This is a genomic window from Streptomyces avermitilis MA-4680 = NBRC 14893, assembly GCF_000009765.2.
Lineage (GTDB): Bacteria > Actinomycetota > Actinomycetes > Streptomycetales > Streptomycetaceae > Streptomyces > Streptomyces avermitilis.
The window spans coordinates 6,718,072-6,734,089 of the sequence record NC_003155.5; the positions used below are offsets into that span (position 1 = coordinate 6,718,072).

11 protein-coding genes are annotated in these 16,018 nt (G+C 67.4%); 5 read left to right on the forward strand and 6 right to left on the reverse strand.

Translation table 11 applies throughout. The features are described 5' to 3' along the window. Positions 1–203: 203 nt before the first annotated feature. The 3 genes from SAVERM_RS42485 to SAVERM_RS28675 all read right to left on the reverse strand — a co-directional run bounded on the left by SAVERM_RS42485 (position 204) and on the right by SAVERM_RS28675 (position 3,394). Complete coding sequence (locus SAVERM_RS42485) at positions 204–392, reverse strand: hypothetical protein (protein ID WP_137865176.1); 189 nt, start codon at positions 390–392, stop codon at positions 204–206. A gap of 1,063 nt (positions 393–1,455) precedes the next feature. Then, positions 1,456–1,665: a hypothetical protein gene (locus tag SAVERM_RS28670; RefSeq protein WP_037645407.1), complete on the reverse strand. Its 210-nt coding sequence runs from the start codon at positions 1,663–1,665 to the stop codon at positions 1,456–1,458. A gap of 91 nt (positions 1,666–1,756) precedes the next feature. Then, a complete protein-coding gene (locus SAVERM_RS28675; protein WP_159029003.1) occupies positions 1,757–3,394 on the reverse strand; it encodes a recombinase family protein in 1,638 nt (545 codons plus the stop codon). A 236-nt stretch (positions 3,395–3,630) separates the two neighbouring features. Here SAVERM_RS28675 and SAVERM_RS28680 point away from each other — a divergent pair, with 236 nt between their 5' ends. The 3 genes from SAVERM_RS28680 to holA all read left to right on the forward strand — a co-directional run bounded on the left by SAVERM_RS28680 (position 3,631) and on the right by holA (position 6,002). Next, positions 3,631–4,470: an arylamine N-acetyltransferase family protein gene (locus SAVERM_RS28680; protein WP_010986958.1), complete on the forward strand. Its 840-nt coding sequence runs from the start codon at positions 3,631–3,633 to the stop codon at positions 4,468–4,470. Between the two features lie 146 nt (positions 4,471–4,616). Continuing rightward, the gene (locus SAVERM_RS28685; RefSeq protein WP_010986959.1) at positions 4,617–4,862 is read left to right on the forward strand and encodes a hypothetical protein; all 246 of its coding nucleotides are present in this window, start codon (positions 4,617–4,619) and stop codon (positions 4,860–4,862) included. 153 nt (positions 4,863–5,015) lie between these two features. Next, a complete protein-coding gene (gene holA, locus SAVERM_RS28690; protein WP_179121647.1) occupies positions 5,016–6,002 on the forward strand; it encodes a DNA polymerase III subunit delta in 987 nt (328 codons plus the stop codon). Positions 6,003–6,489: 487 nt separating this feature from the next. Here holA and rpsT read toward each other — a convergent pair whose 3' ends face one another. Next, entirely contained in the window at positions 6,490–6,756 is a 267-nt protein-coding gene (rpsT, locus tag SAVERM_RS28695) for a 30S ribosomal protein S20 (protein WP_010986962.1), read from the reverse strand. Between the two features lie 253 nt (positions 6,757–7,009). Here rpsT and lepA point away from each other — a divergent pair, with 253 nt between their 5' ends. Further along, positions 7,010–8,878: a translation elongation factor 4 gene (gene lepA / locus SAVERM_RS28700; RefSeq protein WP_010986963.1), complete on the forward strand. Its 1,869-nt coding sequence runs from the start codon at positions 7,010–7,012 to the stop codon at positions 8,876–8,878. 258 nt (positions 8,879–9,136) lie between these two features. Then, positions 9,137–11,047, forward strand: coding sequence for an AMP-dependent synthetase/ligase (locus SAVERM_RS28705; RefSeq protein WP_010986964.1), 1,911 nt, complete (start codon positions 9,137–9,139; stop codon positions 11,045–11,047). A gap of 178 nt (positions 11,048–11,225) precedes the next feature. Here the strand turns inward: SAVERM_RS28705 and SAVERM_RS28710 are convergent, their stop codons facing one another. Both SAVERM_RS28710 and SAVERM_RS28715 read right to left on the reverse strand, forming a co-directional pair. Continuing rightward, entirely contained in the window at positions 11,226–11,810 is a 585-nt protein-coding gene (locus SAVERM_RS28710; RefSeq protein WP_010986965.1) for a response regulator, read from the reverse strand. 12 nt (positions 11,811–11,822) lie between these two features. After that, entirely contained in the window at positions 11,823–15,974 is a 4,152-nt protein-coding gene (locus SAVERM_RS28715) for a HAMP domain-containing protein (protein ID WP_010986966.1), read from the reverse strand. Positions 15,975–16,018 lie beyond the last annotated feature (44 nt).

Consider the following 16,018-nt stretch of genomic DNA (forward strand, 5'->3'; position numbering starts at 1 on the left):
CTGTCGGCGGGATTCGCCGCCGTTCCCCAGTCGCACACCGGTACGTCGGACAACTGCCTTGACCTCTCCCATTGGGGCGCTGAGTCCATAGGTGTTCAGCAGGTGGCTACGGACAGCCGCGAAGACGTCAGAGAAAGCGACATGCTCACCGGGTGCCGGTTCGAGCACCTCGGCTAGTGCGTAGGCAATAGCGGCATCGTCGTTCACGCGGAAGCCTTTCGATCACGCTGCACATTCAGCAGAGCCACATACGCAGCGAGTAGGCCCGTAAGTACCTCGACACCATCTAGGTCTATTTCCTCGGCCGAATCCAGCGCGTCGGCCAGGCTGACCACCAGCGCGGAAAGCGTGGTCCGTTCACGTGCGGTCGCGCTCAGCTTGGCGCCGGGCATGTTCGCGGGGGTCGGCACAGTGGCCACCTCTCGGGGTTTGCATTAGGAGAACGGTTGAGGGGGCGGGGCGCAGCGCGCTGATCAGGCACAATGCCCGAGCCGGCTGAGCCCGATCGTTTGCGCACGGAGACAGTGACTAAGCAGCGCGTATCCCGACGCGCCCCGGTTCGGTTAGCAGTGGCGACATGGGAACCTCCCTTTCAGCGGTAGCCGTGAATTCGACCTAGACGCGCGGCAGGCGCACGCACCTTTGCCTCATGCGCTCTCTGTTCATCGGTGACAGCGGACCAGGCGGCCTCACGTAGGCCCTTGACCCGCTTGCGTAGTAGGCACCGGTCGTAGCCGCTCTCGCGGAATGTGCGGTCTAGCTGCCTGTGATGGCGCTGGCACATGGGCCGGTAATGCGACGTGTCGGCGGACCACAGTTGGCGCGCCTCAGCGTCGAAATGCTCATCAGCGTCAGGGTGATGGGTGTAGCTCCAAGAATCGGCAGTGCGCCCGCACCAGTCACAGGGGTGCAGTCGCGCCGACCCATGGAGCCTGCGTAGTCGCTTGTGTACGGAACCGTAGCTGGGTAGGTGAGACATCCTGAGCCCTTTCGGGAATACAAAAAGGCCCTACGGCCTGAGGAACTGAGACCCGGCCGCCAGGACGGGTTACAGCTCAACTCAGGCCGTAGGGCCTTTGGTCTGTGAGCGTGCGCAGGATCGATGCTGGCGGCATCCGTAGCGCACTGCGAGGGGCGTTACCGCTGCCCTCTAATTAGGGTCTGTCGAGTCGATTGCATGGCCCCGCGGGAGGCTCGGTGACAGTGGTTGGGAGTGTAGAAGTGTAGGAACGGAGGCCAGTTTCAGTTTCGCCGCTAGTTATTACTGCGATATCTGATTTAGGTACTCAAACTACACTTCTACATTGAGGAAGTAAAAGACCAGGTCAGAGTAGGTGTGTCTGATGGTGTGTCAGATTCGGGGGTGTAGTTTGCGCCCTCTCCGCTGTCCCGCTACAGCGAAAAGCCCCGCTCGACCGAGTCAGTGACTGGCCGAACGGGGCTGTGTCTCGCTGGCTACGCGGCGAGTTGCTCGGGGAAGCCGCACAGTGCCTGCTGGAGGGCCTCAAGGCGCCCTATCCGCTGCCTGGTGTAGACGGAGGTGTCCCCGGCCCGCATGGCGCCGTACAGGGCTTCCAGTTGGCGCGTGATCCGCTGCCACTCAGCCTTGCGGAACCAGGCGGCCTCTGCGGCTTCCTGTGTCGTCTCCCACTGCTCGCGTGTCATGCTGGTGCCTTCCCATTCAGGGACACCGGTCCGTCTACTCGCCAAAGTCCGGCCGGACCGGTGCCATTCGTTTTCGGTGGTTCAGATAGAGTCAGCCGTTCGCGGCCAATTCGTCTCCCATGGACGTGAGTTCGCTTGCTGCCTCAGCGAAGAATGGGTCGCGGACTGTGAAGTCGACCCGCCGCTCATCCAGCTTGCGCCAGCCGCCCCGAGAACTGCGCTTGACGTTCAGATGCGCCCCGGCATCCTGGAGCATCTTGCGCTTGCCTGCGGTATCTGCACTTGCCCAGATTCGCGAATACGTTTTGCCGGACCGGATTTCCTCAACGCGTGGCGGAGTCTTTTCCCGGCTCTCAAGGTCAGCGAGTCGCGCGTCGAGGGAATCGGCGTGCCGTTGCCATGCCGCCTTGCCTGCGTTGGACTTTTGACGTCCCCTCTGCGCCTGGTGCTCTTCGAACTCAGCGAGGGTGGCGTCAATCTCGGGCTGCGGGTCGTATCCCGGAATGGTGCGGGTGTGCGTTACTTCCAGCGCGCCGAGCATCCATAGGAACTGACGCTCGACGTATTCCTCCGCCCATTCGCGCTTGATGATGGACGGGGCATCGCACTTTTGCCCCCTGGTGAGTGCGCCGCACTTGTACGTCTCCGTCTTGCTGGTGCTCTTGCTGTTGGCGGACGGTCGGTGCAGGTACATGCGCTGTCCGCAGCCTTCGCAATGGATGATGCGGAGCAAAAGCGCCATGGTGTCTACGCGGTCGACCTTTTTGTTATCGACGGATCGCTCGGACAACACTGCGCCGATTGCGTCGAATTCCTCACGGGTGAGGATCGGCTCAGCGGTAGCCATCACGGGCTTACCCTCGCTGTCCCTCACGGGCTTGTTGTCCTGTGTCTTCCAGCCCAACATGCGCTCAGAGGTGAGCAGTTCTTTGATGCTGCCGTGGCGCCACGTGAAGCGCCCACGGGTCACGGTCTCGCCTGCCCGGCCGCCTGTCTTTCCGCCTGTGTCGCGCCCTTTCTTGAGGCTCCAATGGTCGCGGGGGGACGGAATGCCATCCGCGTTAAGTCCTCGGGCGACGTCTGCTGCGCTTTTGCCGAGCACACTCTTACTGGGGTCTCCCATGAGCTCCAGGATGATGCGCTCAATGACTGCCACAGCTTCCGGGTCCTGAGCCAGGGTCCATCCTCCGCCGTCGAGTGGCGCGGGCATGTAGCCGTACGGCGGACGCGAACCACGCCAGCGCAAGGGCATGACTCGCATTGCATCCTGCGCGCTGATGACTCGCTCTCGGATGGACTGAGCCTCGAACTGCGCGGCGAAAGCGAAGATCTTCAAAATCAGTTCGGTAATGAGGTCGACACCGTTACGGAAATCGAGCGTCAACCGTCCGCCCGGTCCCTCGGCAAAGACGATCACTTTCTTGTTTTCTCGCGCCCACTTGACTAGGTCGTCCATGTCAGCCATTGACCGGACGGCACGGTCGAAACGCCAGAAGCACAGCGCGTCGAAATCGTCCGGACGGCGGAGCCACTTGCCCAACTCCGGCCGCTCAAAAGGCGTTGTCTTGCTTGCGCTTACTCCCAGGTCGACGGCTTCCCGGTCGCCCAGGTCGATACCGAGACCAGCGGCGGCAGCAGCGTTGGCAGCGCGCTGACGTTCGGGGCTGGTGGTCTCATCGGTCAGTACGGACAGGCGGAGGACGGACACGCCCCTGAGCTGAGTGGTCACGGGCGTGCTCTGTCGGGTCGATTGCGCGGGGCCGCTGACCTGCTGTTTTGCTGCCACGGTGGGGCTCTCCTAGAACTACTAGTCGAGAGCCTTCGGAAACCCGTACGGCCATCCCGCGCCGAGCACGGTCAAGGCGCTGCGGGACGAGGGCGCGCTGGTGCTGCGGACGGACGAGGACGGGGCGATCGCCGTCGCCGGTGCGGGCGCGGAGCTGCGGGTGGCGAGAGACTGATGCCATGAATTCCGCCCAGGCTGACGCCTACCTCCGTCGTATCGGCGTGACACACCCCGCGTGGCCCACCGTCGATGTGCTGCGCGAGCTTCAACTGCACCATCTGCGCACCGTGCCGTTCGAGAACCTGTCGATCCATCTCGGCGAGGAGATCGTGCTCGACGAGAAGCGGCTGCTGGACAAGGTCGTGGGCGCGCGACGGGGCGGCTTCTGTTACGAACTGAACGGGGCGTTCGGGGCGTTGCTGGAGTCGCTCGGCTTCGACGTGACGCTGCTCGCGGCACGGGTGTACGGGGAGGAGGGTCGGCTCGGAGTGCCGTACGACCATCTCGCGCTGCGGGTGCGGACGGTCGACGGCGGCGACTGGCTGGCCGATGTGGGCTTCGGGGCGCACAGTCACTATCCGCTGGCCTTCGGGGAGCGTGGTGAGCAGGTGGATCCGGGCGGCACGTTCCGGGTGATCGAAGCGGGGGTGGACGCGGCGGGAGCGCGGAGCAGCGGTGGGTCGGCGGCATCCGGGGACCTCGATGTGCTGAGGGACGGCAAGCCCCAGTACCGCCTGGAGACGCGACCGAGGGTGCTCGGGGACTTCGTGGCCGGGCTGTGGTGGCACAGCACGTCGCCGAAGTCGCATTTCACACAGTCGCTGGTGTGCTCGCGGGTCACGGAGGACGGAGGGCGGATCACGCTCAGCGGTCGCAGGTTCACGGTGACGGCGGCCGACGGCCGGAAGGAGGTGTCGGATCTGGGCACGGACGAGGAGGTGCTGGGGGTCTATCGGGAGCGGTTCGGGATCGAGCTCGATCAGGTGCCGACCGTGCAAAAGAGGGGCGAAATCGGGTAATTGGGGTACTCGGCGGAGGGGTGTGCAGGCTGGGGGGCGGGCCTCGCCGAGGTCGGGATGCGGATGGACCAGTAGCGGTCCGCGCCTGCGGCTTCCGTGGCCGACCCGGGCGTCGGTAATGCCGGGCGTAGCGGGAAAATGGCTCCGTGAGTGATGTGAGACATGTGCTGGTGCTGCCCGACCGTGATGCCGCTCAGGAGGCGGCGGAGGCGCTCGGGGAGCGGTTCGCACTCGACGAGGAGCCGCAGCTCGTACGGGATGCGCTCGCTGGTGAGGACGACGCCGAGGATGCCCAGTGGCTCCTCGTGCTACGGGACGAGAGGGGGCGGCTCGATCCGAAGGAGCTGGATGAGTTCGCGGGGGAGTGGGACGGGTGGCGGGAGGAGCCTTAGACCGGGCACTGAACGAGGTGCCCGTCGGCCCGGCGCTGGGCGACGCGGCCGTGGGCCCGGCGCCGGGCGAGGCGGCCGTGGCCCGGATTTGGGGTGAGCCGGGGGAGGTCGGGCGTGGGTGCGTTGTCAGTGGCGCGTGGGATGCTTGGCGCGATGGCCAAGAAGACCGCACATGACGACCCTCTCGCCCCCGTCACGCTTGCCGTGGGCCAGGAGGACCTCCTGCTCGACCGTGCCGTACAGGAGGTGGTGGCCGCCGCCCGGGCCGCCGACGCCGACACGGACGTACGTGACCTGACCTCGGACCAGTTGCAGCCCGGCACGCTCGCCGAGCTGACCAGTCCGTCGCTCTTCGCCGAGCGCAAGGTCGTGGTCGTACGCAACGCGCAGGATCTCTCGGCCGACACGATCAAGGACGTGAAGTCGTACCTGGGGGCGCCCGCGGAGGAGATCACCCTCGTGCTGCTGCATGCGGGCGGCGCCAAGGGCAAGGGCCTGCTGGATGCCGCGCGCAAGGCGGGGGCGCGGGAGGTCGCGTGCCCCAAGATGACGAAGCCGGCGGACCGGCTGGCCTTTGTGCGCGGGGAGTTCCGGGCGTTGGGGAGGTCCGCGACGTCCGAGGCGGGCCAGGCACTTGTCGACTCCATCGGGAGTGATCTGCGGGAGCTGGCGTCGGCGGTGTCCCAGCTGACGGCGGACGTCGAGGGGACGATCGACGAGGCGGTGGTCGGGCGGTACTACACGGGGCGGGCCGAGGCGTCGAGCTTCACGGTGGCGGACCGGGCGGTCGAGGGGAGGGCGGCGGAGGCGTTGGAGGCGTTGCGCTGGTCGCTGTCCACCGGGGTTGCGCCGGTCATGATCACCAGCGCGTTGGCGCAGGGTGTGCGGGCCATTGGGAAGCTGTCGTCCGCTCGGGGTGGGCGGCCGGCCGATCTGGCGCGTGAGCTGGGGATGTCGCCGTGGAAGATCGATCGGGTTCGGCAGCAGATGCGGGGGTGGACGCCGGACGGGGTGGCTGTGGCGCTGCGGGCGGTCGCGGAGGCCGACGCCGGAGTGAAGGGCGGCGGGGATGATCCCGAGTACGCCCTGGAGAAGGCGGTCGTGGCCATTGCTGGGGCGGCGCGGTCTCGACGCGGGTAGGGAGTACGGGGCTGTGGGGCCCGCCTCGTTTGGGGTGAGCGAGCCAGTCGTATGTGCGTGAGCGGGCCGGTCGTATGTGCGTGAGCGAGCCGGCGGCCGTGGTGACGGCTGCGCGGGATTCGCCCCCGCCGCCCCTACCCGTCCCATCCCGTCCCTGGGAGCTGCCGCCCCCAGACCCCCGCTTCGGCCTGCACGGCCTCGTCCTCAAACGCCGGACGGGCTGAAAGCGCCTGAGGCGGCCCGAAAAACGCAAAGGTGTCGGCGGACTGGGTGCAGGAGGCGGCCGAGCAGCGTCAAGGCGTCGGTAGCCCGGGTGGGTATGCGAAAAGCCCCGCGCCCGTCCTGGGGAAGGACAGACGGCAGGGCCTTCGGGTCAAGCTTGTGGGTCCGTACCCGCGTGGCGAACGCAGTCGCGTACAGACCCGGGGTGCTGGACGGGAGCGGATGAGAGGGCCCGCTCTGGTTCCTCCAGCGGTTGGATCAAGTGTCAGCCCTTGAGGGGCGCGACCTTGGAAGCAAGCGCCGACTTCTTGTTGGCGGCCTGGTTCTTGTGGATGACGCCCTTCGAGACGGCCTTGTCGAGCTGACGCGCGGCAGCGCGCTGGTACTCGGTGGCCTTCTCGACGTCACCCGCGGCAGCAGCCTCACGGGCCTTGCGGATCGCGGTCTTGAGCGAAGACTTGACGGCCTTGTTGCGAAGGCGCGCCTTCTCGTTCGTCTTGTTCCGCTTGATCTGGGACTTGATGTTCGCCACGAATGAGCCTTTTCAGGTTCAGGCGCGCGAGGGGATGCCTCACGCACCGTTTGATTTCTTCAGGAGTGCCTCGTGCAGAGAGGGCAGGAGACACAGCCACCCAGGCTACCAGTCCTGGTCCGACCGGCCTAAACCCGAGCTCGGACCCCCTTCAACCAGCCCAAACCGGTCGCACGGCCCCGCCCGTGGGACCATGGAGCCTACGTATCGATCCGACCCGAGGCGACAGGCGCCTCAAGAGACAGGACCCTGCGTGCCCGCGACCCCTAACAATGTGCCCGAGCCGAGCCGTACCGACCCGGCTCTGATCCGCAATTTCTGCATCATCGCGCACATCGACCACGGCAAGTCCACGCTCGCCGACCGCATGCTCCAGCTGACCGGGGTGGTCGACCAGCGGCAGATGCGCGCTCAGTACCTCGACCGCATGGACATCGAGCGCGAGCGCGGCATCACGATCAAGTCCCAGGCGGTACGGCTGCCCTGGGCGCCCACCCAGGAGCCGGGTAACACCCACATCCTCAACATGATCGACACCCCTGGGCACGTCGACTTCACGTATGAGGTGTCGCGGTCCCTCGCGGCCTGTGAGGGCACGGTCCTGCTCGTCGACGCCGCCCAGGGCATCGAGGCCCAGACTCTCGCCAATCTCTACCTGGCGATGGAGAACGACCTCAAGATCATCCCCGTACTGAACAAGATCGACCTGCCGGCCGCTCAGCCGGAGAAGTTCTCCGAGGAGCTCGCCAACCTCATCGGCTGCGACCCGGAGGACGTTCTCAAGGTCTCCGCCAAGACCGGCCTGGGTGTCGAGGCGCTGCTCGACAAGGTCGTCGCCGAGGTCCCGGCCCCGGTCGGTGTCGCCGACGCGCCCGCCCGCGCGATGATCTTCGACTCCGTGTACGACTCCTACCGCGGTGTCGTGACGTACGTACGAGTCATCGATGGTCAGCTCAACAAGCGCGAGCGGATCCGGATGATGTCCACCGGCGCGACCCACGAGCTGCTGGAGATCGGTGTCTCGTCTCCCGAGATGAAGCCGGCCGACGGCCTCGGCGTCGGTGAGGTGGGCTACCTCATCACCGGTGTGAAGGACGTCCGGCAGTCCAAGGTCGGTGACACCATCACCACCCTGAACAAGGGTGCGACCGAGGCGCTCGGCGGCTACAAGGACCCCAAGCCCATGGTCTTCTCGGGGCTGTATCCGCTGGACGGGTCCGACTACCCCGAGCTGCGCGACGCCCTCGACAAGCTCCAGCTCAACGATGCCGCGCTGGTCTACGAGCCGGAGACCTCGGCGGCGCTGGGCTTCGGTTTCCGCGTCGGCTTCCTCGGGCTGCTGCACCTCGACGTGATCCGCGAGCGGCTGGAGCGCGAGTTCGGGCTCGATCTCATCGCCACCGCGCCCAACGTGGTCTACCGCGTCCTCATGGAGGACGGGAGCGAGCACACGGTCACCAATCCGAGCGAGTTCCCGGAGGGGAAGATCAGTGAGGTGTACGAGCCCGTCGTACGCGCCACGATCCTCGCGCCCTCCGAGTTCATCGGCTCGATCATGGAGCTGTGCCAGACCCGGCGCGGCACCCTCCTCGGCATGGACTACCTGTCCGAGGACCGGGTCGAGATCCGGTACACGCTGCCCCTCGCGGAGATCGTCTTCGACTTCTTCGACCAGCTGAAGTCCAAGACCCGCGGCTACGCCTCCCTCGACTACGAGCCGACCGGCGAGCAGGCCTCCAGCCTGGTCAAGGTCGACATCCTGCTGCACGGCGACAAGGTCGACGCCTTTTCGGCGATCACGCACAAGGACGCGGCGTACGCGTACGGTGTGCGGCTGGTCGCCAAGCTGCGCGAGCTCATCCCGCGGCAGGCCTTCGAGGTGCCCATCCAGGCGGCCATCGGCTCCCGGGTCATCGCCCGCGAGACCATCCGCGCCATCCGCAAGGACGTCCTCGCCAAGTGCTACGGCGGTGACATCTCCCGTAAGCGGAAGCTGCTGGAGAAGCAGAAGGAGGGCAAGAAGCGGATGAAGATGGTGGGCTCTGTGGAGGTTCCGCAAGAGGCCTTCATCGCCGTTCTGTCCAGCGACGACAGCGGCGGCTCGGCCAAGGGCAAGAAGTAGCCACCCGGCACCCCCCGTATCCCGGCTTCAAGGGCCCGTTGCGCTCCGGCGCGGCGGGCCCTCGCGCGTCCGCCCGGTGGTTCTTGGGAGGAAGTGACAGGGCGTCGCCCCTTACGCACCGGCCGGACGCGCTCTACTCTGATCTCTGCTCGGTAGTTACTCGCGAGTTAAACAACAGCCGCAACCAGCCAGCCGCACAGCAGTCGATGCAGTCGATCGAGCCAGTCGCACGCACTGTCGCGGGCCCCGGAGGATGTCGTGAGCGACACACAGACCCTGATCGAGAACCGTCCGCCGTCCGTGGCGGCCCTCTTCCTGGAGCGCGTGGCGGCCACGCCGGACGCCGAGGCCTACCGCTACCCGGTACCGTCCCCCAAGCTCTCGGCTTCGCCCGAGCAGGGAGGCGCCCCCGCGGGCCAGGGCCCGGACGACTGGAAGTCGCTGAGCTGGGCGCAGGCCGCCGAACGGGTCTTCGCGGTGGCGGCCGGCCTCATCGAGCTGGGTGTGCAGCCGGAGCAGCGAGTGGCCCTCGCCTCCTCGACGCGGGTCGAGTGGATCCTGGCCGACCTGGGCATCATGTGCGCCGGCGCGGCCACGACCACGATCTACCCGCAGACCAACGCCGACGAGTCCGCGTTCATCCTCGCCGACTCCGAGAGCAAGGTGCTGATCGCGGAGGACGCGGCGCAGCTCGCGAAGGCGGTGGAGAAGCGCGCCGAGCTTCCCGCGCTGACCCATGTCGTGGTGATCGACCCCACGGGCGTGGAGAGCAGTGACTGGGTTCTCACCCTTGCCGAGCTGGAGGCCCGCGGCGCCGCCCACCTGGAGAAGAACCCCGACCTGATCAAGGAGAAGGTCGGCGCGATCACCTCCGACCAGCTCGCCACCCTCATCTACACCTCCGGCACCACGGGCCGCCCCAAGGGTGTCCGGCTCCCGCACGACAACTGGTCGTACATGGCGAAGGCCACCGCCGGGACCGGTCTGATCAGCGCGGACGACGTGCAGTACCTGTGGCTGCCGCTCGCGCACGTCTTCGGCAAGGTGCTCACGTCCGGGCAGATCGAGGTCGGGCATGTCACCGCCGTCGACGGCCGCGTCGACAAGATCATCGAGAATCTGCCGGTGGTGCAGCCGACGTACATGGCTGCCGTACCGCGCATCTTCGAGAAGGTCTACAACGGGGTCGCTGCCAAGGCGCGGGCGGGTGGCGGCGCCAAGTACAAGATCTTCCAGTGGGCGGCCGAGGTCGCCCGCGAGTACGCCAAGGTCAGCCAGGACAACTTCCGCCGTACCGGCGCGGCCTCCGTGCCGTTCGGGCTCGGCGCCAAGTACAAGGTCGCGGACGCGCTCGTCTTCGCCAAGATCCGCGAGGCCTTCGGCGGCAACCTGCGCGCGTGCGTCTCGGGCAGTGCCGCGCTCGCGCCCGAGATCGGCTACTTCTTCGCCGGCGCCGGCATCCACATCCTGGAGGGGTACGGCCTCACGGAGTCCTCCGCGGCCTCCTTCGTGAACCCCGGCGAGGCGTACCGCACCGGCACGGTCGGCAAGCCGCTGCCCGGCACCGAGGTGCGGATCGCGGACGACGGCGAGATCCTGCTGCGCGGCCCCGGCATCATGGAGGGGTACCACGGGCTGCCGGAGAAGACCGCCGAGGTGCTGGAGCCGGACGGCTGGTTCCACACCGGCGACATCGGCGAGCTGTCCCCCGACGGCTATCTGCGCATCACGGACCGCAAGAAGGACCTCATCAAGACCTCGGGCGGCAAGTACATCGCGCCCGCCGAGGTCGAGGGCCAGTTCAAGGGTGTGTGCCCGTACGTCTCCAACATCCTGGTGCACGGCGCCGACCGGAACTTCTGCACGGCCCTCATCGCCCTCGACGAGCCGTCCATCCTGGAGTGGGCCAAGGAGAACGGCCTGGCCGGCAAGTCGTACGCCGACGTGGTCGCCGCGCCCGCGACGGTCGCCCTGGTCGAGGGCTACGTCACGGAACTGAACGGTGGCCTCCAGCGCTGGCAGACCATCAAGAAGTTCCGCCTCCTGCCGCGCGACCTCGACATCGAACACGGCGAGATCACCCCGAGCCTCAAGCTGAAGCGCCCGGTCGTCGAACGCGAGTACAAGCATCTGATCGACGAGATGTACGCGGGGTCGCGGGAGGCTTAGGCGTCGGGTTCGGGTGGTCTCGGGGTCGGCTGGGGGTGCGGGGGTCGTCCCCCGCGGTGATGCAGCCGAGCACCTGATCGATGAGATGTACGCGGGGTCGCGGGAGGCCTGAGCGGCCCTGGAGGGGCGGGGGGTCACACACCCCGCCCTGAGCGCAGGTTCGTGGAGGGGCGGGGCGTCAGACGCCCCGCCCCTGGCGCATCCCCCGTAACAGCTCCTCCATCTGTTGCACGTGGTGGCGTAGCTCCAGGACCTCCTGGTGGTCGCTCGACGCCACCCGTGTCCCTATCTCTCTCAGGCGGGCCGCCAGCTCGTCGAACCGTTCCTGTTCGCGGGCGAGCATCCGTTCCAGTTGGCGGTTCTTGCGGTGCAGGTCGAGGAAGACGCTCACCTTGGCGCGCAGCACCCAGGGATCGAAGGGCTTCGTCAGATAGTCGGCCGCGCCGGTCGCGTATCCGCGGAACGCGTAGCCCGCGTCGGCGTCCGTACCCGTCAGGAAGATGATGGGGACGTCCTTGGTCTGGTCGAGCCGTTTGATGTTCGCGGCGGTCTCGAAGCCATCCATACCGGGCATGCGGATGTCGAGCAGGACGACGGCGAACCGCCGCCGCAGCAGCGCCTTCATCGCCTCCTCGCCCGACCGTGCGCGTATCAGCGGCTCGTTGAGGGACCCCAGGACGGCCTCCAGCGCCATCAGGTTGTCCTCCATGTCGTCGACCAGGAGGATGCTGGCGCGCTCGTCGGTCGTTTCCTCAGCGCTCATGGTGACTGTGCCTCACTCCGTCAGCGGCGGGACCGCGGGCTCCCCGGATGTGACCGGCCCCGGATCGGTGGGTTCGGCGAAGTCGTCCCGCTCCTCGGCGTCCGCGCCCTCGGGGTCCAGGAGCGCGCAGACGACGGTCAGCAACTGATCGACGTCCACCGGCTTCGGTACGTAGTCGTTGGCGCCGCGCGCGATGGACTTCTCGCGGTCTCCCGGCATCGCCTTCGCGGTCAGCGCGACGATGGGCAGGCCCGCCCAGCGCGGGGTGCGGCGGATGACGGAGATGGTCTCGTAGCCGTCCATCTCCGGCATCATGATGTCCATCAGGACGAGTTCGACGTCCGGATTGCGCTCCAGCGTCTCGATGCCTTCGCGGCCGTTCTCCGCGTACAGGACGGGCATGCCGACGCGGCCCAGCACATGGGTGAGCGCGAAGACGTTGCGGATGTCGTCGTCCACGATCAGCACCCGCCGGCCGGGCAGCACCTGCCCCGCGCGCCCCACCTGCCACTCCTCCAGCTTGGTGGGCGCAGGCCAGGAGTCCTCCGGATCGTGGGTGATGTACGACTCGGTGGACAGCTGCTCGGGCGTCGGCAGCGGACGTTCCTCGGGCGCCGGCCCGGTCGCCGCGTGGCCCGGGCTGACGACCGGGACGTACAGCGTGAAGGTGGACCCCTTGCCGGGGACGCTCTCGGCGATGATCCGGCCGCCCAGCAGACCGGCGATCTCCCGGCTGATGGACAGCCCGAGCCCCGTACCGCCGTACTTGCGGTTGGTCGTGCCGTCGGCCTGCTGGAACGCCTCGAAGATCACCGGGAGTTTCTCCGGCGCGATGCCGATGCCGGTGTCGGAGACCGCGAAGGCGATCACTTCCTCGCTGTCCTCGCGGGTGTAGCGGTGCTCGGGGTCCTTGACCCGGCCCACGCGCAGCTCGACCCGGCCGCTCGCGGTGAACTTGATCGCGTTGGACAGCAGATTGCGCAGGATCTGCTGGAGGCGCTGCTCGTCCGAGTACATCTCGCGCGGTACGTCCTCGCCGACCGCGACGTCGAAGGCGAGCCCCCGGTCGATCGTGAGCGGGCGGAACGTGGCGTGGACGTAGTCGAGCAGCTTGATCAGCGGGAGCTTCTTCGGGCGTACGTCCATCCGGCCGGCCTCGATCTTCGACAGGTCGAGGATGTCGTTGATCAGCTGGAGCAGGTCGGAGCCCGAGCGGTGGATCGTCGTCGCGAACTGCACTTCCTGGTCGGAGAGATGGCCGTCCGGGTTGTCGGAGAGCAGGCGGGCCAGGATCAGCAGCGAGTTCAGCGGCGTACGCAGCTCGTGCGACATGTTCGCCAGGAACTCCGACTTGTACTGGGACGATGTCGCCAGCAGGGCCGCCTTCTCCTCCAGTTCTGCGTTGGAGCGCTGCAACTCCGCCTGCTGGGACTGGAGTTCGTCCGAGCGGTCCTGGAGCTGGATGGCGAGGCGCTGGGACTCGCCGAGCAGGGACTCCGTGCGGGAGTTGGCGATGATGGTGTTGATCGCGACGCCGATGGTGTTCACGAACTGGTCGAAGAACGCCAGGTGGACATCGGAGAAGCGGGAGAAGGAGGCGAGTTCGATCACGCCGAGGAGCTTGTCCTCGAAGAGGATCGGGATGATGACGACGCTCGCGGGGGCCGCCTCCCCCAGACCGCTGTTGATCTTGATGTAGTCGGGTGGGGCCTCCTCCACCAGGATCCGCTTCTTCTCCCGCGCGGCCTGGCGGACGAGGCCGTGGACCGGCATGCCGCCCGTGTCGACGGTCACCGAGTGCGCCGAGCCGTATCCGGCGATGAACGCGAGCCCCTTCGCGGGGACGGTCGTGCGCAGAGAGGCGCCGTCCTCGTCGGGATCGGCCAGGAAGAACGCGCCGTACTGGGCGTTCACCAGCGGCGTCAGCTCGCGCAGGATCAGGTCCGCGACCTCCATCAGGTCCCGGTGACCCTGCATGAGCGCGGCGAGACGCGCCAGGTTCGACTCCAGCCAGTCCTTCGCGCGGGTGGTCTCGCGGAGGTTGGCCACCATCAGGTTGATGTTGTCCTTCAGCTCGGCGACCTCGCCACGCGTTTCCACGGAGATGGACCGCGACATGTCGCCCTGCGCCACCGCGGACGCCACCTCGGCGATCGCGCGGACCTGGGTGGTGAGGTTGAGCGCGAGCTCGTTCACGTTCGTCGTCAGGCGCTTCCAGGTGCCGTACACGCCCTCGACCCGTGCCTGGCCGCCGAGCTGGCCCTCGCTGCCCACCTCGCGGGCCACCCGTGTGACCTCCGAGGAGAAGGAGGACAGCGTGTCGACCATCGTGTTGATGGTGGTCTTCAGCTCCAGGATCTCGCCGCGCGCGTCCACGTCGATCTTCTTGGACAGGTCGCCCTGGGCCACGGCCGTCGCGACCTGCGCGATGTTCCGCACCTGCGAGGTCAGGTTGTCGGCCATGTAGTTCACGTTGTCGGTCAGATCGCGCCAGACGCCGGAGACGCCCAGCACCTGCGCGCGCCCGCCGAGCCGCCCGTCGGTGCCGACCTCACGGGCCACGCGCGTCACCTCGTCGGCGAAGGCGCGCAGCTGCTCCACCATCGTGTTGACGGTGTCCTTCAGTTCGAGGATCTCGCCGCGGGCGTCGACGGTGATCTTCTTCGACAGGTCGCCGTTCGCGACGGCCGTCGTCACCTGCGCGATGTTGCGGACCTGCGAAGTCAGGTTCAGGGCCATGAAGTTGACGTTGTCGGTGAGGTCCTTCCAGACGCCGGACACGCCCCGGACCTGCGCCTGACCGCCCAGGTTGCCCTCCGTGCCGACCTCGCGGGCCACCCGGGTGACCTCGTCGGCGAAGGCGGAGAGCTGGTCGACCATCGTGTTGATCGTCGACTTCAGCTCCAGGATCTCGCCCTTCGCCTCCACCGTGATCTTCTTGCCGAGGTCGCCCTGGGCCACGGCGGTCGACACCAGCGCGATGTTGCGGACCTGCGAGGTCAGGTTGTCCGCCATGAAGTTGACGTTGTCGGTGAGGTCCTTCCATACCCCCGACACGCCTCTGACCTGGGCACGGCCGCCCAGGTTGCCTTCGGTGCCGACCTCGCGGGCCACCCGGGTGACCTCGTCGGCGAAGGCGGAGAGCTGGTCGACCATCGTGTTGATCGTCGACTTGAGTTCGAGGATCTCGCCCTGTGCGTCGACCGTGATCTTCTGGCTGAGGTCGCCGTTGGCCACGGCCGTGGTGACCTGGGCGATGTTGCGGACCTGCGACGTCAGGTTCGACGCCATGAAGTTGACGTTGTCGGTGAGGTCCTTCCAGACCCCCGACACCCCGCGCACCTGCGCACGGCCGCCCAACTGGCCCTCCGTGCCGACCTCGCGGGCCACCCGGGTGACCTCGTCGGCGAACGCGGAGAGCTGGTCGACCATCGTGTTCACGGTGAGCTTCAGTTCCAGCAGCTCACCCGTCGCCTCGACGGTCACCGTTCGGGTCAGGTCGCCGCGGGCCACCGCCGTGGTCACCAGGGCGATGTCGCGGACCTGCGCGGTCAGCCGGGACGCCATCGTGTTGACCGCCTCGGTCACATCCCGCCAGCTCCCCGACAGGCCCTGCACCTTGGCGCGCCCGCCGAGCCGCCCCTCGGTGCCGACCTCGCGGGCCACCCGGGTCACCTCGCCGGTGAACAGCGACAGCTGGTCGACCATCTTGTTGACCGCCCGGCCCAGGCGGCGCAGATCTCCGCGCAACTGCCGGTTGCCGTCGTGCAGATCGACCCGCTGGGTCAGATCGCCGCCCGCCACCGCGTCCAGAACCCGCGTCGCGTTCGCCGCCGGAGCCACCAGCGCGTCGAGCAGCTGGTTCACATCGCTGACCCGGGCCGCCCAGTAGCCCTGCCCCGGGCTCGCCGACAGCCGCTCGTCGAGCCGGCCGTGCCGCACCAGCTCCCGCCGTACGCGCTGCACTTCCGAGTTGAAGTGGGCGTTCCGGTCCATGATCTGGTTGAAGGCCGTGCTCAGCTCGGCCACCAGGCCGTGCCCCGTCTCCGGCACCCGGGTGAAGATTCCGTCCCGGGCGGCGGTCATGGCGGCGAGCAGCGGACGCAGATCCGATGCTCGAATCTGTCCGTCTTCGAGCACTCGCGTAGCACTGTTCTCACTCATGGCGGCCCACTTCGGTAACTCGACGCTTATGGGCGCGGCCAGTC

Coding starts and splice junctions, on each gene's coding strand:
- SAVERM_RS42485 (WP_137865176.1), bottom strand. CDS start 392: ATGCCCGGCGCCAAGCTGAGCGCGACCGCACGTGAACGGACCACGCTT.
- SAVERM_RS28670 (WP_037645407.1), bottom strand. CDS start 1,665: ATGACACGCGAGCAGTGGGAGACGACACAGGAAGCCGCAGAGGCCGCC.
- SAVERM_RS28680 (WP_010986958.1), top strand. CDS start 3,631: ATGAATTCCGCCCAGGCTGACGCCTACCTCCGTCGTATCGGCGTGACA.
- holA (WP_179121647.1), top strand. CDS start 5,016: ATGGCCAAGAAGACCGCACATGACGACCCTCTCGCCCCCGTCACGCTT.
- SAVERM_RS28710 (WP_010986965.1), bottom strand. CDS start 11,810: ATGAGCGCTGAGGAAACGACCGACGAGCGCGCCAGCATCCTCCTGGTC.
- SAVERM_RS28715 (WP_010986966.1), bottom strand. CDS start 15,974: ATGAGTGAGAACAGTGCTACGCGAGTGCTCGAAGACGGACAGATTCGA.